Annotated in this window: 17 protein-coding genes and 1 pseudogene; 11 read left to right on the top strand and 7 right to left on the bottom strand. The window is 54.6% G+C overall.

Annotated features, from left to right (window positions below; genetic code table 11):
- Nucleotides 1-16: 16 nt before the first annotated feature.
- Nucleotides 17-688, bottom strand: a complete 672-nt coding sequence (gene mnmC2 / locus AC13DE_RS01470; RefSeq protein ID WP_483046789.1) for a tRNA (5-methylaminomethyl-2-thiouridine)(34)-methyltransferase MnmC2 — start codon at nucleotides 686-688, stop codon at nucleotides 17-19.
- A 61-nt stretch (nucleotides 689-749) separates the two neighbouring features.
- Here mnmC2 and AC13DE_RS01465 point away from each other — a divergent pair, with 61 nt between their 5' ends.
- Nucleotides 750-1781: an NAD(P)/FAD-dependent oxidoreductase gene (locus AC13DE_RS01465; protein WP_483046788.1), complete on the top strand. Its 1032-nt coding sequence runs from the start codon at nucleotides 750-752 to the stop codon at nucleotides 1779-1781.
- On the opposite strand, the gene AC13DE_RS01460 is transcribed toward AC13DE_RS01465, so the two are convergent.
- Nucleotides 1778-2578 (bottom strand): HTD2 family dehydratase, encoded by an 801-nt coding sequence (locus AC13DE_RS01460; protein WP_483046787.1) that lies wholly within the window; start codon nucleotides 2576-2578, stop codon nucleotides 1778-1780. The two genes, AC13DE_RS01465 and AC13DE_RS01460, sit on opposite strands and share 4 nt — an antisense overlap.
- Nucleotides 2579-3061: 483 nt before the next feature.
- Here AC13DE_RS01460 and AC13DE_RS01455 point away from each other — a divergent pair, with 483 nt between their 5' ends.
- Complete coding sequence (locus AC13DE_RS01455; protein WP_483046786.1) at nucleotides 3062-5569, top strand: hypothetical protein; 2508 nt, start codon at nucleotides 3062-3064, stop codon at nucleotides 5567-5569.
- Nucleotides 5570-5737: 168 nt separating this feature from the next.
- Here AC13DE_RS01455 and AC13DE_RS01450 read toward each other — a convergent pair whose 3' ends face one another.
- Both AC13DE_RS01450 and AC13DE_RS01445 read right to left on the bottom strand, forming a co-directional pair.
- Nucleotides 5738-6403: a YiaD family glycine zipper/OmpA-like lipoprotein gene (locus AC13DE_RS01450; RefSeq protein WP_446296648.1), complete on the bottom strand. Its 666-nt coding sequence runs from the start codon at nucleotides 6401-6403 to the stop codon at nucleotides 5738-5740.
- A 127-nt stretch (nucleotides 6404-6530) separates the two neighbouring features.
- Nucleotides 6531-7409 (bottom strand): methylated-DNA--[protein]-cysteine S-methyltransferase, encoded by an 879-nt coding sequence (locus tag AC13DE_RS01445; RefSeq protein WP_483046785.1) that lies wholly within the window; start codon nucleotides 7407-7409, stop codon nucleotides 6531-6533.
- A 140-nt stretch (nucleotides 7410-7549) separates the two neighbouring features.
- Here AC13DE_RS01445 and nth point away from each other — a divergent pair, with 140 nt between their 5' ends.
- From nth to AC13DE_RS01430, 3 genes are read left to right on the top strand one after another with little or no spacing between them, the layout of a single operon-like run.
- On the top strand, nucleotides 7550-8194 hold the full coding sequence (gene nth, locus AC13DE_RS01440; RefSeq protein ID WP_483046784.1) for an endonuclease III: 645 nt from the start codon (nucleotides 7550-7552) through the stop codon (nucleotides 8192-8194).
- Complete coding sequence (locus AC13DE_RS01435) at nucleotides 8191-9180, top strand: adenosine kinase (protein WP_483046783.1); 990 nt, start codon at nucleotides 8191-8193, stop codon at nucleotides 9178-9180. The genes nth and AC13DE_RS01435 overlap by 4 nt, the downstream gene beginning before the upstream one ends.
- A 3-nt stretch (nucleotides 9181-9183) precedes the next feature.
- Nucleotides 9184-9777 carry a GNAT family N-acetyltransferase gene (locus AC13DE_RS01430; RefSeq protein WP_446312639.1) on the top strand — a complete coding sequence of 198 codons (594 nt, stop codon included), beginning with the start codon at nucleotides 9184-9186 and terminating at the stop codon, nucleotides 9775-9777.
- Nucleotides 9778-9786: 9 nt separating this feature from the next.
- On the opposite strand, the gene AC13DE_RS01425 is transcribed toward AC13DE_RS01430, so the two are convergent.
- The gene (locus AC13DE_RS01425) at nucleotides 9787-10278 is read right to left on the bottom strand and encodes an RNA pyrophosphohydrolase (RefSeq protein ID WP_483046782.1); all 492 of its coding nucleotides are present in this window, start codon (nucleotides 10276-10278) and stop codon (nucleotides 9787-9789) included.
- Between the two features lie 164 nt (nucleotides 10279-10442).
- Here AC13DE_RS01425 and AC13DE_RS01420 point away from each other — a divergent pair, with 164 nt between their 5' ends.
- Entirely contained in the window at nucleotides 10443-12470 is a 2028-nt protein-coding gene (locus tag AC13DE_RS01420) for an FAD-dependent oxidoreductase (RefSeq protein ID WP_483046781.1), read from the top strand.
- A 151-nt stretch (nucleotides 12471-12621) separates the two neighbouring features.
- Nucleotides 12622-13563 (top strand): zinc transporter ZntB, encoded by a 942-nt coding sequence (locus AC13DE_RS01415; protein WP_446296655.1) that lies wholly within the window; start codon nucleotides 12622-12624, stop codon nucleotides 13561-13563.
- 118 nt (nucleotides 13564-13681) lie between these two features.
- On the opposite strand, the gene AC13DE_RS01410 is transcribed toward AC13DE_RS01415, so the two are convergent.
- Together AC13DE_RS01410 and AC13DE_RS01405 are read right to left on the bottom strand one after the other, a co-directional pair.
- On the bottom strand, nucleotides 13682-14722 hold the full coding sequence (locus tag AC13DE_RS01410) for a fatty acid desaturase (protein ID WP_483046780.1): 1041 nt from the start codon (nucleotides 14720-14722) through the stop codon (nucleotides 13682-13684).
- 257 nt (nucleotides 14723-14979) lie between these two features.
- Nucleotides 14980-15654, bottom strand: a complete 675-nt coding sequence (locus AC13DE_RS01405) for an acyltransferase (RefSeq protein WP_483046779.1) — start codon at nucleotides 15652-15654, stop codon at nucleotides 14980-14982.
- 118 nt (nucleotides 15655-15772) lie between these two features.
- Between AC13DE_RS01405 and AC13DE_RS01400 the strand changes: the two genes are divergently transcribed.
- From AC13DE_RS01400 to AC13DE_RS01385, 4 genes and pseudogenes are all read left to right on the top strand, one after another.
- Nucleotides 15773-18283, top strand: a complete 2511-nt coding sequence (locus AC13DE_RS01400; RefSeq protein ID WP_483046778.1) for a glycosyltransferase — start codon at nucleotides 15773-15775, stop codon at nucleotides 18281-18283.
- Nucleotides 18280-19014 carry a CatB-related O-acetyltransferase gene (locus tag AC13DE_RS01395; RefSeq protein WP_446315691.1) on the top strand — a complete coding sequence of 245 codons (735 nt, stop codon included), beginning with the start codon at nucleotides 18280-18282 and terminating at the stop codon, nucleotides 19012-19014. Before AC13DE_RS01400 ends, AC13DE_RS01395 begins: the two co-directional genes overlap by 4 nt.
- Nucleotides 19011-19796, top strand: a complete 786-nt coding sequence (locus AC13DE_RS01390) for a sulfotransferase family 2 domain-containing protein (RefSeq protein WP_483046777.1) — start codon at nucleotides 19011-19013, stop codon at nucleotides 19794-19796. The genes AC13DE_RS01395 and AC13DE_RS01390 overlap by 4 nt, the downstream gene beginning before the upstream one ends.
- Before the next feature lie 40 nt (nucleotides 19797-19836).
- Nucleotides 19837-19971, top strand: a pseudogene (locus AC13DE_RS01385) (transposase); the annotation flags it as partial.
- Between the last annotated feature and the right edge of the window lie 137 nt (nucleotides 19972-20108).

The raw sequence follows: 20108 nt of genomic DNA, 5'->3' as shown, positions 1-20108 counted from the left end.
CGGTTAGTGACGCGGCTCACACCCGTACAGCCCGCGTCATGTGACGTTTGCGGCCATACCCTTTGGTACGCTCAACGGCGAAACCCGACGCCTCCAGGGCGCGCCGTACTATACCGGCAGCGGTATAGGTGGCAGCAGTCCCGAACTGGGCGGTGTGACGCCAGACATCTGCCATCAGATCAGGCCCCCACAGCTCTGGGTTTTTAGCGGGGGAAAATCCATCGAGAAACCAAGCATCTGCCAGCCCTTGCCAGCGGGGCAGAGTCTGTCGGGCGTCCCCGATGATCACCGTCAGATTGATATCTCCAAATCTAAACTCGCCTCCTTCGGGGTTCCACGCCGACAGCAGGGCATCGCGCTTGCCGCCAAACGCGGGGAAGGCTTCGTGCGCCTGCGCCATGTCCTCTTGCGTCATTGGGAACGCCTCGAACGAGGTGAAATGCAGACGCCCCATGCAGCCTTTCCATTCCCACGCATCCCATGCGACAAGAAAATTCAAACCGGTGCCAAACCCCAGCTCTGCAATGCGGAACCCGTCACCGAACCGGTTGGGAAGATCATTACCCTCAAGATATACATGGTGAGTTTCTTCAACCCCGTTGTCGAGGCTGAAGTACGGATCATCGAATTTGGTCGACACAGGCACACCGCGGTCATTCCATTCAATATCGGCTGTCTGGTTCTGCATGGTGCGACCTTGTGTTAAGCGGGCGTTGGCGAACACTGTGCAAAATGAATAAGGATTGGCAATGGCCGATATAACAATACGCGGTGCCGGTATTTTTGGTTTATCGGTAGCCTGGGCTTGCGTGAAACGCGGTGCCGCTGTCAAAATTATAGATCCCAACGGGCCGGCATCCGGAAGCAGCGGTGGCATTGTCGGCGCTTTGGCCCCCCATGTGCCAGAGAACTGGAACGCCAAGAAAGCCTTTCAGCTTGATAGTTTGCTGATGGCCGAAGATTTCTGGGCCAATGTGGAATCCACCGGAGGAGGCCGGTCAGGCTATGCGCGGAATGGGCGTCTGCAACCAATCGCCGATGGCCACGCCTTGGTACTTGCCCATCGTCGTGCCGATACCGCGCGCGCCCTGTGGCAGCAAAACGCAACCTGGGAAATCGTGCCCGCAACCGACACGCCATGGGAACCCGCAAGCCCGTCAGGCTTGATCATCCGCGATAGTCTGAGCGGGCTCATTCACCCTAAGGGTGCCTGTATGGCACTGGTTCAGGCGCTGGCGGTCAAAGGTGTCCGGGTCGACGCTGAGGGACCGGACCTGGGTCAGGTTCTATGGGCCACGGGGGTGGCTGGGCTGCTCGATATGACGGCCAATCATTCTCGCGCGGTCGGAAATGGGGTCAAGGGACAGGCAGCGCTGTTGGCTCATGATGCGCGGGGCTTGCCGCAGCTATTCGCGGGGGGTGTGCATGTGATTCCGCACGGCGACGGTACTGTCGCCGTCGGGTCAACCTCGGAGCGCGACTATACCAGCCCGAATCTGACAGACACCCAATTGGACGACGTGATTTCAGCGGCGCGTTCAGCCGTTCCTGCTCTGGATGATGCACCGGTGATCGCGCGTTGGGCCGGCGTACGCCCACGAAGCCGAAGCCGGGCCCCGATGCTGGGATCATGGCCGGGAAAATCCGGCCATTTCATCGCCAACGGCGGTTTCAAGATCGGCTTTGGCATGGCCCCGAAGATAGCAGAAGTGATGGCCGATCTGATGTTGGAAGCACGCGACACCATTCCCGACGGTTTCCGGGTCGAGGACAACTTTTAGGCTTGCGCGACCATACATTGCCGCCCGTCGGGGCCTTGCACCCACAGATCGCGCCCCTTTCGGCACAGCGACGCTGTTTCGGAATGTATTAACGGAGCAGTCGCGCGAAAGCTGAACCGGGTCAGCGGTCCCAGTTCATCTTCGGCTTTCAACATCAGCATCTGTGCCAGCAACGGGCCGTGGACCACCAGCCCGCCATACCCTTCGACGTCGCGGGCGTAATCGGTATCGTAATGAATTCGATGCCCGTTGAACGTCAGGGCGGAATACCGAAACAACAAGGTCGAGGTAAAACTGACCGCACTGATGGTTTCCGCGTCTTGGCGCGCCGGAACCAGCGTCGGTTTCGATGGGCCAGATATCTCGTCTGGTAAATAGACCAGATCCTGCAATTCTGTCAGGCACAGCGTTTCATTCTGCCAGATTTCGTGGCGGAGGGTCACAAACCCCAGCGGGCCGCTGCGTCCCGTCTTATGCTGCACGCTTTCACAGCTCGTACGTTTTTCCGCCCCTACGCCCGCGATCAAAGGCATAGAAAATGTCAATTTCCCCCCTGCCCACATCCGCCGCGGCAATCCCATATCCGGGATCAGTCCGCCTACCGCAGGATGTCCATCGCGGCCCAGCTCATGCGGCGGATGAGGTTCCCAAAAGTAAAGCTGGTGAAAAAATGGCGGAAGTGGTGCGCCTGCTTTCACCGATGGCTGCTGCCCCAAAGCGATCTGAAACGCCACCGCCCGAGCAGGATCGATGTTGTCGTTGGTGCACTGCTGCTGAAGGGTCGACGCGTCAGTCATGAGTGAATGTTAATTCAGCAATGACGGTGCCGCAATCGCTAGCTTTAGGGGCGGCTTGCGCGCCGACTGTCGTTGCCTATGACACGGATAAACATCGATACAACGTGAAAAAGGCCCCGGCGGCAGCCTGACGCATTCCGCCCCGTGGGACACAGCCACAACGAAGCCTGTCGCGGAAACGCGGCAGGTTATTGATTCAATGTGATATTTTGGTGGCAACTAAGACGCCATAAGAAGAGAAAGTGTGAGAAAATAGTCTCGCACGCATCCGGCATCATCCTGCCCAAAGAAAAACGAGCCGTTTCGGCGCTTTTTTCCTTCTGATTCAGAACATAGAGCCAATATTCTTGTCCTGCAAGCTTGACTGTCCTCTTCGGCGGACACGCGGAGATTTCCGCATTGTGAGACTCCTAACCCCGCGGAAAATCTGTTCTTTGGTCAGAAAAACGACTCAAGGCAGAACCGCGAATGACGAGGTTCTGAATGGCAGGTTTGGCAACATTTAATTTTAAGCTCTCCCAGCTCTACCCAGGCGCGGGCGGATACCATCTCAACACTTGCGCCAATCCGGACTGCTCCAACTTTGGGCAGCCCCTTACGGATGCAGCAGAGCGACGGAAGACCTGGGAAGAGAAACGCCCTGACCTCACGGCGGACCAGATGGAGGTCGTCGCCAAACACGGTCCAGGCGCATACAAGCTCTCGGGTGCGGACAAGAAGCATCGACGGGTGAGTTGCGCGTTCCAGTATGAGCGCGCCCCTCATGTATGGGCAGACCAGCGCACGGTGCGTTGTCAGGGGCATACCCGCGAGGGAAAGGTCTGCAATAGCGCCTTCTCCCTCGTATCGCCCGCGCATCTCGATGAGGAGGTCGAGCGGCTTCGGAATCATAATGGCATCCTGGACGGCCCCGCCTGCGGGGCCTGTGGCACGCGCTTTCTTGCGGCTCCGGACGAGTTTTCGCTGAATGGCGCACATCAGCGGACCCGCGACCGTAAGGGCAACGCCACGAAGAAGAAGGCCACACCGAAGGCCGTCCGGGTCCTTCACAAACGCTGCAAAGGCAAGAAGGGCGCTCGGTTCTCAATCTCGCTGCCGCACTCAGGGCAAAAGACAACCGCAGACAACCTGCGCATTCTCGGGGCGGTTTTGAACAGCGCAGGGATCACCGACATGCAGCGCATGCTGGGCACGGCTGCGACCGGCAAGACGATCGGCTTCTCCCGGATTTACGATCGCATTGCCTGGCTGGAGGGGGTGTTCCTGGCCTATGAGCGCGAGATGTTACGCCGTTGGCGGGAAAAAGTCGAACGAACCGGTCAGCAGATCGAGCACTGCCTCAGCCATGATGATATGGTTCTGACCGTGAACTGGGAAACAGCGACCGATCAGCGAAACACGCAACTCAACTGCGCCATCACGGCGGACGCGAAGAGCGGGTATGTCTATCGAATGGATGTCGATTTCGACCCACGCGTCAAACCTCTCGATCTCTTCAACGAGACCTACACAGACGGCCAAGGAAGTCCGATAAACCTTTCGCAGAACTACCCCGGCAGCAAGTTCGGATCAGCGCCAAAGTTCTCTTGGCAGCGGCCGACCGGCCGCCTGCATGAACCACAGTTCTTCGCAGCTTGCGTCAATGAACTGGAAACCTTCCGCGTGCGAGCGCGGCGCCGGATGCCGAAGAAATCGAAAGCCGACGCCAAGTCCAGAAACGATATTACCGCCCGCGTGAACGGAATGAAGGAAAATATTCGCGTCATCGCCGAAGACTGGTTCGGCTTTCCTGCGGACACCGAGGCCGAACGCGGCTCCTTCAAGGGAATGACGACGGACGACTTCTACACCAAGGCCGCACACTTCGTTCTTCTCAAGGAGATGCTGCCGAAGGGACGGATTGTTCTGACAACTGAACAGGAGGCCACCCTACCCAATATCATTCCACATGTATTCGAAGAGGAGATCCAGGCAGACCGCTTCGTTTGGCTGGCGATGAAGTTCAAGAAGAAGACGACCAAACCGGAAAAGCTGGGAAAGGTGAAGGCATACAAGAAATCCCGCCGTCAGTTTCACAACGACGGTATGTATGCCGGTCGCTTCTCTCCGGAAACGGATGCCCGCACCGTCACGGAAGCCTATATCGCGGACCATATGGAGCCTGCGCTGCGCGGCGCCCGTCCGTATCCCGGATCGAACTACCAGACCCCCGTATTTCCGAAACTCTGGGTGTCTTCTCCGACGCAAGCGAGCGGAGAGCTGGACAAGGTTGTCGGATTTCCGATCCTGCCGCGGTATCTGCGCAATGAGATGAAGAACATCCCGTTCGATGGCCCTCTCGATGCTGATGTCCGCCAGGAACTGGCACCGTGGATCTACAAAGCGACCCTGCAACCGGCAAGCACTTTCATGAACTCGCTCCGAGAGCGCCTCAGCCTGGCGGACAGAGCTGGCAGCGGCGGTGCCCGGATCGGAGGATCGTATGTTCAGGGAGCAATCTTTAACCCTGCGATGCTGATCTCGATCATCAACATCTTTCGGATCAACTACAACTTCTTTGAGCCGAGGGTCTATACGCCACCATACGAAGAAATCGACGACTTCGCTAAGGCAGGAAAGCTGATGCCACGCGCCCTCCGCACCCCGGGGACAGACGAGTTTGTCCAGCTTCCGCCCCGCGCCCGGCGCTCGCCGCAGAAGCGCACTCCAGCAATGCGCCACGGCCTGGATGCCCGCAAGCTCCGGAAGGGCGGAGGCGAAGATGTGCCTGATCTCTACCGCGTGCTCTATCGGCCTTGGCTCTATGCCGGAACAAAAGTGGGCACCAAGCTGGACCGGTCGTGGAAAACGCCTGCGGTCCAGACAGTAAACCGACCAACAGACCAATCGGATGCTGGCGTCGAGAAGATGGAAGTCGTGCCGATTCCCGAGATTCTGGGCATTCGGACCGACTTGTCGTCCGATGAGGAGAAGACGGCGGGCCGAACCTGAGCCTGCAAGCGCCCATCATCTTGTAAGAAGCGCATCTTTAACCACAAGAAATGGCCGCGATGGTTCTCATCGCGGCCATACTCATTGAAGCCAGTTCCTAAAAACTGTGTCCCACGGCACGGAATGCGTCAGCGGCAGCCGGAGCCTTTTTGGCTTGATGGCTCGGGATCACGCGTTTGGCAAAATCACGATCTCTACGCGGCGGTTCTGGGCCTTGCCAGCGGCGTTGAGGTTGCTGGCAACGGGCTGGCTTTCACCACGTCCGACCGTTTGGATACGACCGTTTGGCACCCCATTCGCGATCAACACGTTCGCGACGGCGCGTGCGCGGCCTTCTGATAGCTGCTGGTTATAAGCGGCGTCACCGTCGCTATCGGTGTGACCGATGATCTGTAACGTGGATTGGCTATAGACGTTAACGTTACGAGCAAGTGCTGCAAGGTCGCTTTGCATACCGGCCTGGACGTTGGTGCTGTCTGTGGCGAACAGGATGTCTTGAGGCAACGTCACAATCAGACGGTCACCGGTGTTGGTGATAATTACGTTTGAATTAAGCTGGCGACGTAGGTCTGCCTCTTGCTTATCCAAGGAATACCCGACACCTGCACCAATTGCGCCGCCCGCCAGGGCACCAACCAAGGCACCGTCTGCACGATTGCCGTCACCCTTGGACAACGCGCCGATCACAGCACCAGCGCCTGCACCGATCAGCGCGCCGTTGCGAGTTTTTGCGTTAGGGTCGTTGGGATTGCCGCCGATTGGGCCAGGTTCGCACGCACTTAGCGCCAGAACGCCAGTAAGAGCCGCAGCGAGAGTCATTTTCGAAACTATCATATTCATTTCTGCCTTTAGGTTTGAGCCCCGTTCGGGCGAGGCAATCACCGTTCAACGCCATACATCAGCAATGGTTCCGGTTGAATATGATTTATGACATCTGTCGGCGGCAACCCGCTTACAATCGTTAGCATTCCAACACGTCGGCCCGCGCCGATTCGTAAGCAAGCAGTGCCCGTTTGACCGGTATTCCCCAATGATAGCCCCCCAGTCCGCCAGACTTGCGCAAAGCGCGATGGCAGGGGATCAGCCAACTGACGGGATTGCGCCCAACCGCCGTCCCCACCGCACGCACAGCTTTGGGAGAGCCGACCATCTGGGCGATTTCCGAATAGGTCGTGACGTATCCCGAAGGAATCCTGAGCAGTGCTTCCCAAACCTTGATCTGAAAAGGGGCTCCGATCAAGTATAGCGGTGCGGTCTCGCCCGGACGATGTTGTGCACCGAAGGCGATCTTTACCCAGTCATGCAACATATCAGGGTTTTCGAAGAACTGCGCACCCGGCCAACGACACCGCAAATCCGCCATTGCTTCGTCCTCTCCCATTTCGGCGGAAAACGCCAAGCCGCAAATACCGCGATCGGTTCCCATTACCAGCGCCGGCCCGAATGGGCTGTCGAACCACCCCCACGCGATTTTCAACCCTGCGCCTTTGCGGGCGAAATCACCGGGACTCATGGCTTCCCAACGCAGGAAAAGATCATGCAAGCGGCCAGACCCGGACAAGCCCAATTCGTGCGCCGTACCCAATGTGGTGAAGCGTTCGGTCAGCAGGATTCGAGCATGATCCATCATCAGATATTGCTGATACCTTTTCGGCGAAACGCCTACCCAGCGCGAGAACAGCCGTTGAAAATGCGCCGCACTCATCCCCATTTCGCTGGCGATATGATCCAGTGCCAGCGGATCCGCGGAAGAATCGATCAACTCAATGCCGCGGCGCATCACGCCATAATGGTAAGCGTTGTCGCGGTCGAATTCGGAGAGGTCTGATGCATGTGTCATGGCAATAGGGTACTGGTTCACAATCGGGCAAGCGACCCGAAACTTGCGCCTAAGGTATAGTGACGCAGCACGCGCGGCCCGGGCCATAAAGCGACCCGCACGACTTGCCCCGCCGTCAGAAACTCACCATATGTTGCTATATGGCAAATACCCTTGATTATCATACGATCCGCGAAATCTTTACCCGGTTTCAAGACGTGGAAGCCCATCCGTTGGGCGAGCTGGATCATACCAATGTATACACGTTGCTCGTGGCTGTCGCGCTAAGCGCACAGGCGACGGATGCCGGGGTGAACAAGGCAACGAAATCGTTGTTCCAGATCGTGGAAACTCCGCAGCAGATGCTTGACCTTGGGCTTGATGGATTGATGGAGCATATAAAGACCATCGGGCTGTTTCGGCAAAAAGCCAAGAACGTCATCAAACTCAGTCAGATTCTGGTGGATGAATACCAAGGAATTGTCCCCAACAGCCGCACGGCCTTGCAATCGCTGCCCGGTGTTGGGCGCAAGACTGCGAATGTGGTTCTTAATATGTGGTGGAATTATCCCGCGCAGGCCGTGGACACACATATCTTTCGCGTCGGCAATCGCACGCGTATCGCGCCCGGCAAAACCGTGGATGCCGTGGAACGCGCCATCGAAGACAATATTCCCGTCGACTTTCAACAGCATGCCCATCACTGGATGATCCTGCATGGGCGCTATCATTGCAAAGCACGCAAGCCGTTATGCAAAACTTGTATTATCCGCGATCTGTGCCCCTATGAGGATAAAAACCTATGACTCAATATGAAGTGGTCGGCATCGGCAACGCTGTCGTCGATGTGATCTCGCACGCTGATGACAGCTTCCTTGACCTCATGGGGATCGAAAAAGGCATTATGCAGCTGATCGAACGGGAACGCGGCGAAGTGCTTTATGGCGCGATGAAGGACCGCATGCAAACGCCCGGCGGCGCGGTTGCCAATACAATTGCGGGCATTGGCGCTTTGGGCTTGCCGACTGCGTTTATCGGGCGGGTACATGATGATGCTTTGGGACGGTTCTACGCCAAATCCATGGTTGATGGCGGCACAGATTTTGTGAACGAACCCGTAAAAGGCGGCGATCTGCCCACTTCACGTTCGATGATTTTTGTTTCTCCTGACGGGGAACGCTCAATGAACACGTATCTGGGAATCTCGACCGATTTGGGACCGGATGACGTGCCCGATGATGTCGCGACCGCCGCCAAGATCATGTTTCTCGAAGGCTATCTGTTTGACAAGGATCAAGGCAAGCAGGCTTTTCTTGAAGCGTCACGGCTGACCCGCGCGGCTGGCGGCAAGGCCGGCATCGCTATCTCGGACCCGTTCTGTGTGAACCGCCACCGCAGTGACTTCATTCGGATGATCCGCGATGAACTGGACTTTGTGATAGGCAATCAGGCCGAGATTTTGTCGCTGTTCGAGACCGAGGATCTGGAGGACGCTCTTGCGCGCACGGCTGCGATGTGTGGAACCGTGGTTTGCACACGCTCCGGTGATGGGGTGACGCTGATCCGTGACGGCGAACGCGTTGACGTTCCCGTGACCAAAGTCACACCTGTGGATGCCACCGGTGCGGGTGATCAATTCGCGGCGGGTTTCCTTTACGGCATGGCGAACGACTGCGATCTGGAAACGTGCGGCAGGATGGGCAATATTTGTGCAGCCGAAGTGATTGGCCACATAGGCCCCCGCCCCGAAACCAGCATGATGGAAGTGTTCAAACAGCAAGGATTGGTCTGAATCATGTTGGAGGACGGGTTTCACGATGTGCCGCAGGGCAAACTGGCAGTCGTTGTTACGCATCTTGAGATGTGCAGCCCAATGCCGCTGCGTGATGTGCCCACGCCCGATGGCGTTACGCTGCGCAAAGTCGAACCCACGCTGAATTGGTACCGAGACATCTTTAACCGCGTGGGGTCGCGCGAATGGTTATGGTACGGGCGTTTGAAAAAATCGGATGCCGAATTGCAGGCTATTCTGTCAGCGCAAGACACCGTGTTCTATACGTTGTCCAAAGACGGTCACGACGAAGCCTTGTTGGAACTGAAGTTTGGGGATGACCAGGAGTGCGAGCTGGCCTATTTCGGCCTCACGCCCAAGCTGATTGGGACAGGGGCCGGTCGCTATCTGATGAACCACGCGATACGCACCGCTTGGGCCAGACCAATATCCCGGTTTCGCTTGCATACCTGCACAATGGACAGCCCACAGGCGATGTCCTTTTACATTCGCAGCGGCTTTACCCCGTACAAGCGCCAGATCGAAATAGACGACGACCCACGATTAATCGGATTATTAGGGAGCGAGGCTGGTCCCCACGTTCCTATAATTTCCTGAGCTGGACGGTTATTCCGGATGTAGATGCGGGCGAAACGCGGCGACGACCGCTTCGTAAACATCCCTCTTGAACGGCACGATATTGTCGACCAGGTCGTCCACAGGCAACCAGCGCCACGCCGAAAATTCAGGGTGCTCGGTGTCGAGGTTGATGTCGTCGTCGCGCCCGTGAAACCGCAACAAAAACCACTTTTGCTGTTGGCCGCGAAAACGGCCTTTCCATATTTTCGGCACCAGATCGTGAGGCAGTTCGTATGGCAACCAACCATCCGTCTGGGCAACGACTGAAACGGAATTCGCCATCACGCCGGTTTCTTCCTCCAACTCACGGAGTGCGGCGATTTCGGCATGTTCGTCTTTTTCGATGCCACCTTGCGGCATCTGCCATGCGTCTTGATCGCGGTCTTTGCGCTGACCGACAAAAACATGCCCATCGGCATTTACCAACATAACCCCGACACAAGGTCGATATGGCAGCGCTGCTATTTCTTCTGGAGTCATGGCACACACCTTTTTTGATCTTACCCAACTGCCGTTCGATTAACACGAAAGGCGCGTCAGTGTATATTGGCTTACGCAGCGTTGTAGGTGACAGGAGCCCGCTGTTGGGGTGAACTGCGATGCAAAGCAAATACAACACATCCATCTTTGGAAAGGTTCGCCAAATGTCAGACTACCCGCACCTGCTTGCCCCATTGGATCTGGGGTTCACGAAGCTGAAAAACCGGGTTCTGATGGGGTCGATGCACACGGGACTGGAAGAAACCCAAGACTGGAACCGTGTTGCAGAATTCTACGCCGCCCGCGCCCGAGGCAATGTTGCGTTGATGGTGACAGGGGGCATCGGGCCAAACCCCGAAGGCAGTGTGGCGCATGGGGCCGCGATGATGACATCGCAAAAAGACGTTGATAACCACAGCATCGTGACCGACCGGGTGCACGAAGCGGGTGGTAAGATTGCAATGCAAATTTTGCATGCGGGTCGCTATGCGTTCAGCCCGGATTGCGTGGCACCTTCGGGGATCAAATCACCCATTTCGATGTTCGCGCCGAAAGAGTTGGATGCCGAAGGTATCGAAAAACAAATCTCTGATATCGTCGCCTGTGCTTCCCTGGCGAAACAGGCTGGCTATGACGGCGTCGAAATCATGGGGTCGGAAGGCTATTTCCTCAACCAGTTTCTTGTGACCCATACCAACAAAAGAACCGATGAATGGGGCGGTACTTATGAAAACCGGATGAGACTGCCGGTTGAGGTTGTGCGTCGTGTTCGTGAAGCTGTCGGTCATGAATTCATCATTATCTACCGTCTTTCGATGATCGATCTCGTTCCCAACGGATCCACTTTTGAGGAAGTCGTACAACTGGCAAAAGCTGTCGAAAAAGCCGGGGCCACGATCATCAACACCGGGATTGGTTGGCACGAGGCGCGCATTCCCACCATCGCCACGTCGGTTCCACGCGCGGCGTTCGCTTGGGTGACGAAAAAACTGATGGGTGAGGTGAGCATACCGGTGATTACCTCAAACCGCATCAATACCCCTCGGGTCGCCGAAGACGTTTTGGCAGATGGATGTGCCGATATGGTTTCGATGGCGCGTCCCATGCTTGCCGACCCGGACTTTGTCAACAAATCCGCAGCGGGCAAGGCAGACCATATCGCGCCCTGCATCGCTTGTAACCAAGCATGTCTTGATCATACTTTCGGCGGTAAGATATCGACCTGCCTGGTGAACCCGCGCGCGTGTTATGAAACAGAACTTAGGATTGAACCGGCCAATACCCCTAAGACTATTGCAGTGGTCGGAGCTGGACCGGCCGGGCTATCAGCCGCCATCACTGCGGCCGAACGCGGGCATCAGGTTACTCTCTTCGATCGCGCTGCCGAGATCGGCGGTCAGTTGAACCTAGCTAAACAAGTCGCTGGAAAAGAGGAGTTCTGGGGGTTGGTCGACTGGTACAGGGCCATGGTCGACCTGCACGGTGTGTCTGTGAAGCTGAATACTGAAGTATCAGCGACGGACCTTGAGCAATTCGACGAAGTGATCATAGCAACAGGCGTCGTACCGCGTGACCCGCAAATCCCCGGTCAGGATCGGGACAATGTGGTTAGCTATATTGATATCTTGAACGGTAAAATCACCGCTGGCACAAAGGTTGCTGTGATTGGTGCGGGCGGCATTGGCTTTGATGTATCTGAACATCTAGTCCACGACGGCAACAGCACCACGACAAATCTGCCTGAATGGATGAAGGAATGGGGCGTCACCGACCCCGAAAGCCACCGCAGTGGCCTTGCCCCTGAAGGTCCGCGGCCACATGCTCCGGCGCGAAAGGTGACAATGTTGCAGCGTAAGACCACTAAGCTGGGCAAAGGACTGGGGAAAACTACCGGCTGGATACATCGCGCGTCCCTTACCATGAAGAACGTCGAAATGATCGGTGGCGTGAACTACGAAAAAATCGATGCAGACGGGCTGCATATCAGCTTTGGCCCCTCGCGCGATAACCCTCAACTGATCGCGGCGGACACGATTGTGCTATGCGCGGGTCAGCTTTCCGACCGGACGCTTGCAGATACTCTCGAGGGAAAGGGGATCAAATGTCATGTCATTGGGGGGGCGGATGTGGCGGCTGAACTTGATGCCAAACGCGCCATCAATCAAGGAACGCGCTTAGCCGCAAACTTGTGATCGCCGCAGCAGGCCGCGCACAAGGGCTTTCCCTGACGGGGCCCATTTCCGTCAGGCTCTGAAAGATCGCCCCAGTCGCATGCCTGGCTTGCGCATCCTGTCGCGTCTGTCAAAATACTTTGATTGATGGGTTCGATTTCAGGGTCAGTTTATGCCGCTTTGCGTTTTTGATATTTTCTCTGATGGAACGACCAAGGTCCCCACGGACACGCAGCTTACCGGGCCCGGCGCATATCGCTGGTGGCACTTCGATTTAACAGATCCGATGCTGGAACCGTGGGTACAGAAAAACCTGCATGAAATTCCCGCCGGATCCCTGATTCAGAAGCAGACGCGCCCACGGTGCGATCCATTTGAAAGTGGATTGATCCTCAACCTGCGCGGCATCAACATGAACGCAGGTCAGGCAGCCGACGAGATGGTGTCGGTTCGGATGTACGTGGAAAATGACCTATTGATCACTGTGCGCCGCAAGAAAGTATTTGCCATTGACGCGATACGACAAATGGCCGCTGCACAAAACGCCCCTCCTAGCCCGGCTGAATTTCTGGAAGAACTTATCATTCGCCTTACCCTGCGCGTCCAACAGCATGTTGAAAGCCTGGATGAACAGGCCGAATTTTTTGAAGAAGACCTAGAAGACAAACAGACCCCGATGCCTCGTGAACTTCCCGAGATCCGGCGGAGTGTGATCCGGTTGCGGCGCTATCTAGACCCACAGCGCATGGCGCTCAGCAAGCTTGCGGCGCTGAACATACCTCTCATTCCCGAGGCCAGCCAGCTTGAACTCAGAGAGCAGGCAAATAGCGCATTGATCGCAGTGGAAGAATTGGACGAACTGCGCGACCGGCTGGTGTCAGTACAGGACGAGCACGACGCCAATGTGGCACAACGTCAGGCCCGCCACGGCTATGTGCTTTCGGTAGCGGCAGCGATATTCCTACCGCTCAGCTTCATCACAGGTTTGTTTGGCGTGAACGTCGGCGGAATGCCCGGAACAGATCACCCGTGGGCATTTACCGTCCTGTCGCTGGGGATGCTGGGGCTCGCCGTGTTGATGTTCGTTGTCCTCAAGCTGGTGCGCTGGATCTAGAAAAGGGATTCAGCATCCGCAAACAGCGCCTGGTTGCTCGCTGGGTGTTTGCATTGCCCCAGATCAACTGGCGAAACGCTGAATTCAGCGCAGCTCGCCAACCGGTTCCGAAGACTGGTCAAGCATTGTACTGACGTGCTTTGGCTTGTGAAAAAGACAGCAACCGCTTGGTTTTTTCATCCCACAGATGCAGCCTTGCATTGCGCAGACTTTCCCGAATCGTCATGCGATTACCGTCCGCTAGTTCGGCATGGTCGCGTAATACTTCGGGTAGGCGGTAAAACGGGATGCGGCTGTGGACATGGTGCACGTGATGAATACCGATGTTTGCGCTTAACCACTGCAGCCACAACGGGAGCACGTAATGCGAGCTGCCATGCAACGCCGCGTCGTGCAACTGCCAGTCTTCTTCGGATTCCCAATGGGTAGTTTCAAATTGGTGTTGTACATAGAACAGCCAAACCCCCGCGGTCGCCGCAAGCAGAGTGGACGGTAGAAAAATCAGCAAGATCGGCATGAGACCGCCGAAGTAAGAAATAATCGCTAACGCGGCAACGATGGCAGCGTTCGTAAGCATCGCGCTTACCCAATAGCGTGCCTTGCCTGTCAGACCAAGCGGCAGACGGTTTTGCAGGAAGAACAAATAGCCGGGACCCAAACAAAATAGCGTTATCGGGTGCCGATACAGCCGATATATCAAACGGTTAAACGGGGTCAAATCGCGATACTCGTTAACTGTGAGGGTATGAATGTCGCCAATACCTCTTCGACCAAGGTTACCAGCGGAACTATGGTGAATCGAGTGAGTACGCCGCCACACATCGTAAGGCGTCAGCGTCAGCACCCCCAGTACGCGCCCAAGCCAGTCGCTGGCGGTACGGCTATTGAAGAAAGCACCATGACCACAATCATGCTGTATGGCAAACAGCCTTAACAAAAAGCCGGCATTGCAGATGGATAAGGACAATGTCAGCCAATAGCTAACGGACAATGACCACCACGCCAAAACCCAAAGGATGACAAAAGGGCCAACTGTCACGACAAGCTCGAAAGAGCTGCGCAGCGGGTTGGGCTCTCGGTACTTTGAGAGAATCTTGACCCATTCGCGCGCTACGCGAGAATCGGGCTGTCGGTGAACTAGGGTGTTAGGATCGGACATTTGCCTGCTTATTTTTGATTACGCCCCTCAATAGAGGAACAACGGTCTGTTGCAAGCGCCTCTTGTGGCGTCAAAATCGAAACCTTCCCCCTTTTGCGCTCCCAAATTAAAAAGACACAAATATAGGGGGTTAGCGCGAACTTCACCGGCTATATCCCGCCTATCGGTGCCTGCGTTAACTCAAATAATCCTCGTCTGGGCAACGCGGGTGACACAGGTACGTGTTCAACGGTGGTTGAAAGGGCAGTTTATCGGAATCACCCGGCGCTAAAGCTGTCTTTCTGCTCCGCTTCGTCCTCCTTCCGAGCAGCTATCGGCAAACGTTTACGGTCCCAGCTAATATTGTTGTTGATAACGCGTGCAGGCGTACCAACCGCCAATGAATGCGGAGGTATTTCACCAAGTACAAGCGCCCGGGTACCTATCACCGTATCATGACCGATACTGGCACCTTTCATGACGCGTACTCCTTGCGCCAACCAGACATGATCCCCGATCTTTATGTCTTGCGGAGGATTCAGCCGTTTGCCGCTGTCGTTGTCTAAAATTGAATGCATATCACTTACATCCATCGCTATATCCCCCGATAGCATACAATCCTGGCCGATAATTATGGACCCGCGTTCATGTAACGTGATGTGCGCCATCATAGAGGTCGTCTGATCACCAATGCTGATATGTGTGTTACTCGCACGGCATCTGAACATCCCGATCAGCGCGCAGTTCCCTCCGATTTTTATCGAACTATCGTGATTACGCATCTCCAGCAAACCACCGTGCACAATGGTATTTTCCCCAATGCACAGGTGATTGTGGTTGCCAAACAGGTCAATCCTTACGCCGTCAGCCAACCTTACGGATGCGGCAATATCTACCTGATTATTACAACCGTGATCGGAAATGGTAACGGAATTCAATCCTGTATCGGACATCGGCCCACCCGGATTTTCTGCCACGTCGGTATAGATACCCTCAACTTAACCTCCCCTTAACGCTCAGCGTGCTGATGTTTCACTCACATTCAACACCTTAGAATCGAAAAGACTGATTTTGTATAAACAGCTCGCCGCTCTTTTTTCTCGTTACGCTGCTGCTCATCTTGTCGCGCGTGGCAGGCCTCAACCGATTTATACGGAACGGGGCCAGTTGATCGGTACGGTCGATGTTTTCCATATCGCTGACGGCCAGATCCGCCTTGCTGGGTGGGCGGTAGCCGAACATGTCGTACTACACATGAACGGGGTCAAAGCGAGCACAAAACCAACGCTGCGGCGTGACGATGTCGCCACGAAATACGGACTGGACCCAAGTCTGGGATTCGATTTGATGTTGCCGCTTGGCCCTGTCGGATTACTAGAAATCGCGCGTTTCGGCGTCGAGATCCACAACCCTCAGGGAAGAGGCGCAACAGTTGCAGTGCCCCTATTCCTGCAACATGTATACCTAATACGACTGCTTCTTGTCGGGGGTTTTCTCCTCGGGATTTTCCGACAGTTTCCAGCCTGTTGCGCGTGGCTGATAACCAGAAATCCGATCTATCGATCTCGTATCAAGCGTGGATTGAAACTGACCGCGATACCTGTTGCGCGCGAACTTGATCCCGACCTTTTCAGAGCGCCAGTCAGCACATCTGACCCAAAAGCCTGTGTGACGCTTATCATGCCAGTATTTAACGCTTTCGAGGTTCTGCAAAACGCCTTGTCGCGCATCGCAAACAACACCGATCTTACGTGGCGGATGATCCTGATTGAGGATTGTTCGACAGATGATCGTATTCGCCCCATGCTGAGAGAGTGGCAAAAGCTTCACCCAGATCAGGTCCTTTTAGTCGAAAACGCCGAAAATGTCGGTTTTATTGCCAGCGTTAACAAAGGAATTGAAAAGGCTTTGTTATTCCACGATCCGGTAGTGCTTTTGAACTCAGATACTCTGCTTCCGCCAAACTGGGCAACCCGTCTTGTAAGACCTATGCTTGATGACAACAGCGTTGCTACGGTTACGCCAATGTCTAACGATGCCGAGATTTATACCCTTCCCATTATCTGCCATCCACAGACTCTGACGCCCGGACAAGGTGATATAATTGACGCAACGGCGGCCCGGCTAAATCCAAAAGCAGAACGCGTGTCAGCGCCGACCGGCGTTGGGTTTTGTATGGCGATTAACCTTATTTACCTGCGCCAATTACCGTTCCTGGACCCAAAGTTTGGTAGAGGGTACGGCGAAGAAGTAGACTGGTGTCAACGTGCACGGCGATTGGGCGGCAAACATGTTTGTGCCCCTAATCTATTCGTAGAACACCGCGGTGGGCAAAGCTTTGGTACGGACGAAAAACGCCGCCTGATAGCAACAAATAATGAACTAATAACCAAGAGATATCCCAAATATGACACGGATGTACAAAACTTTATCCGTTCTGATCCGCTTCAATCCACTCGACTGGCGCTGGCACTTGCATGGGTCGGGTCTCAGGATACCTACACGGTTTCAATATATCTTGCGCACAGTATGGGTGGCGGTGCCGAGGCGTATCTCCAAGATCGGATATCCCGAAAGCATCTTTCAATAGGACAGTCAGCGGTTGTGCTCCGCGTCGGCGGCCCGATGCGGTGGAGGTTGGAACTTGTTACTCCACATGGCACGATTTCCGGCCTGAATAATAGCTTCGAATATATCTGCCATATGCTTGTACCGATAAAGCAGCGCCAAATCATATACTCCTGCGGTGTGGGCGATAATGCTCCCGTGACATTGCCTGATGCCCTGCTCAGCTTGAGTGAACATAGAAGGCATCCGATCGAAGTACTTTTCCATGACTATTTTGTACTTTCTCCGTCGTATACCCTACTTGATGGCAACGGCATCTATCGCGGCCTTCCACGGCCAGGCGACGCTGATCATGAGCATTTCTCGGCCAAAGACCAAAACGGGGAAAAGGTCACGTTAGAGGTATGGCAGACCCAATGGCACCTTCTCGTCTCAGCCGCAAAAACCCTGACCGTTTTTTCGAGAAACAGCGCAAAAATCGTCGCTGCCGCTTATCCGGAGGAAGCGGATAAAATTTTCATTAATCCGCACACAATGTTGCACCCTGTTCCACGGTTACCAGTTCCAAACCCAGAGGCAAAACGGGTTATCGGGATCCTAGGCGACATAGGTGCTCAAAAAGGAGCAGGTGTCATCGCTTACATTGCGCGACCAATGGCACTCGTAAATGTCCGGCTGGTGATCATTGGCAACTTTGACCCGAGCTTTCGATTGCCGACAGGTATAACGGTTCACGGCTCATACAAAATATCCGATCTTCCGCAGATCGCCTCTCGGTACGGTATCACCGATTGGCTCATACCCTCCATATGGCCCGAAACATTTTCATTCACTACGCACGAAGCGCTCTCGACAGGCTTACCTGTCCACGCGTTTCATCTGGGTGCGCAAGGCGATGCCGTTGAGGACGCACAAAACGGCATTCCAGTTCGATACGGGGAAGGTGAAGCACCTCAAGAGGCACTCAGGCGACATTTGGTACGGTATCTCAATCAATCAAAACGAGCGGCATGATGACAAAGTTATCTGTTCCGCTTAAAGTGTTGCGTCGTGCGGGCATAGAAGTGCTCAGCCGTGGCACACCGAACGTAAATTTACCTCTGCATACGGTGCTCGAGGCACCCGGCAGCTTGAAATGGACGCAATACGAACACTCGATAGAGCTTGGGGCATTCTCTTATCAAGTGTCCGGTTATTGCTTTGCAGCTCGTATCGGGAGGTATTGTTCATTCGGCGAGGGTACTCAGATTGGCCGCCAGAACCATCCCACTCACTGGGCTTCAACCAGCCCTGCATTTTATCTTGGCGATCAGATATATGACCTCGGTGACACCTTCCCTGGTTCAGACCAATTCCATAACTACAGTTTCAAATCGAATACCCCTGCCACCGTCGCAAAAATCACCACCATCGGTAATGATGTATGGATCGGGCACGGTGCCTATATCGCTGCCGGAACCACGATCGGAGATGGCGCAATCATCGGGGCTCATGCTGTAGTTACCCGTGATGTACCAGCCTATGCAGTTGTAGCTGGGAACCCTGCGACAATAAAAAAAATGCGCCTACCCCCTGGCCTGATTGGTCCAATGCTCCAGGCACAATGGTGGCAATTCGCACCGTGGCAAATGGACCACCTCGACCCTTCTGATCCCGAAGCGTTCTGCAAAGGAGTGCATAAAATGACAGGCTCAACGCCAGCCTATATGCCTCAAACTGTAGACCTTCGCGAGGGTGTGCCATGATCAAAAAAATTGTTTTCCTTCATATTCCCAAAACAGCAGGTCAGACAGTTCACTCAGAATTGCTTCGTATATTTGGGCCGGAACATACATCACCAGTACGTGTGCACACACAAGCTGGTGCAGACGGACAATTCCCGGAAGGGTACAGATTTTATTCAGGCCATTTAGATTGGGAAACCCTTGATACCGCTGATAGTGATAGCTTTGTCTTTACCGTGTTGCGTGACCCGAAGGATAGAATTGCGTCATTCTATTTTTATCTACTTCACAGATCCAGCTTATTGAACAGTGAAGAACTGTCTTTAGACTTCAACGCAGGGTTGAAAGAGATTAGGAACAAGACAGCGCCAGAGTATTTTTTTGGTGGGGGGAAAGCGTGGCAGCGATTCATACGAGATCATTATGATAACTTCTATTGCAAATACTTTGCCTCTCGAAAAGTAAGAAGCTTCATAGATCTCGATACGTTAAGCGCCGCTGAAATTATACAAAGGGCGACCAACAGCTGCCATGATCTGGATAGGGTCTATACGACCAAAACTCTCTCAAACTTGGAAAACGATATACTGACATTGACAGGGAAACCCGTGTCCATAGCCAACACACGCATCAATGTTGGTCCCAATTGTAATGTAAATGATAATTGGGCGGAACTTTTAAAACTGATGGAGAGTGATGAAAATCGTGCTCGGTTGATGAGGTTTACTACACTAGATGAAATTTTAATCAACAACCTAAAGCAAGAACGCATCCTACACTGTGAGGTGCCCCTAGATTTGTAGACGCTTTGCTTGGTAATTTTGGAAGCAAAGGAAGACGCAAATGTCAGGACAAGTTCGCTACTCAGATGAGTTCAAGATCGACGCGGTGGCGCAGGTCACGGAGCGCGGGTATTCGGTCAAGGAGGTGGCTGAACGGCTCGGGATCAGCACGAAGTCGCTCTACACGTGGATGAGAAACGCGCGAAAGTTGGTGATGGCCTGAGGTGCGGCATATCATGGCGGTGTTCAGACGCCGTCAATTCTCTGGTGAGAAAAGGATATGCCACATGTCAGAGACTACCATCACCTAACTGCCCGATCCATCGGGTTTTT

The sequence above is a fragment of the Sulfitobacter sp. L-8 genome (assembly GCF_056859255.1).
This window is presented reverse-complemented; position numbering and strand designations above follow the sequence as displayed.

What these genes read in the sequence shown, in the direction of transcription:
- mnmC2 (WP_483046789.1), bottom strand. Translation starts at nt 688, where the DNA reads ATGCAGAACCAGACAGCCGATATTGAATGGAATGACCGCGGTGTGCCT.
- AC13DE_RS01465 (WP_483046788.1), top strand. Translation starts at nt 750, where the DNA reads ATGGCCGATATAACAATACGCGGTGCCGGTATTTTTGGTTTATCGGTA.
- AC13DE_RS01460 (WP_483046787.1), bottom strand. Translation starts at nt 2,578, where the DNA reads ATGACTGACGCGTCGACCCTTCAGCAGCAGTGCACCAACGACAACATC.
- AC13DE_RS01455 (WP_483046786.1), top strand. Translation starts at nt 3,062, where the DNA reads ATGGCAGGTTTGGCAACATTTAATTTTAAGCTCTCCCAGCTCTACCCA.
- AC13DE_RS01450 (WP_446296648.1), bottom strand. Translation starts at nt 6,403, where the DNA reads ATGATAGTTTCGAAAATGACTCTCGCTGCGGCTCTTACTGGCGTTCTG.
- AC13DE_RS01445 (WP_483046785.1), bottom strand. Translation starts at nt 7,409, where the DNA reads ATGACACATGCATCAGACCTCTCCGAATTCGACCGCGACAACGCTTAC.
- nth (WP_483046784.1), top strand. Translation starts at nt 7,550, where the DNA reads ATGGCAAATACCCTTGATTATCATACGATCCGCGAAATCTTTACCCGG.
- AC13DE_RS01435 (WP_483046783.1), top strand. Translation starts at nt 8,191, where the DNA reads ATGACTCAATATGAAGTGGTCGGCATCGGCAACGCTGTCGTCGATGTG.
- AC13DE_RS01430 (WP_446312639.1), top strand. Translation starts at nt 9,184, where the DNA reads ATGTTGGAGGACGGGTTTCACGATGTGCCGCAGGGCAAACTGGCAGTC.
- AC13DE_RS01425 (WP_483046782.1), bottom strand. Translation starts at nt 10,278, where the DNA reads ATGACTCCAGAAGAAATAGCAGCGCTGCCATATCGACCTTGTGTCGGG.
- AC13DE_RS01420 (WP_483046781.1), top strand. Translation starts at nt 10,443, where the DNA reads ATGTCAGACTACCCGCACCTGCTTGCCCCATTGGATCTGGGGTTCACG.
- AC13DE_RS01415 (WP_446296655.1), top strand. Translation starts at nt 12,622, where the DNA reads ATGCCGCTTTGCGTTTTTGATATTTTCTCTGATGGAACGACCAAGGTC.
- AC13DE_RS01410 (WP_483046780.1), bottom strand. Translation starts at nt 14,722, where the DNA reads ATGTCCGATCCTAACACCCTAGTTCACCGACAGCCCGATTCTCGCGTA.
- AC13DE_RS01405 (WP_483046779.1), bottom strand. Translation starts at nt 15,654, where the DNA reads ATGTCCGATACAGGATTGAATTCCGTTACCATTTCCGATCACGGTTGT.
- AC13DE_RS01395 (WP_446315691.1), top strand. Translation starts at nt 18,280, where the DNA reads ATGATGACAAAGTTATCTGTTCCGCTTAAAGTGTTGCGTCGTGCGGGC.
- AC13DE_RS01390 (WP_483046777.1), top strand. Translation starts at nt 19,011, where the DNA reads ATGATCAAAAAAATTGTTTTCCTTCATATTCCCAAAACAGCAGGTCAG.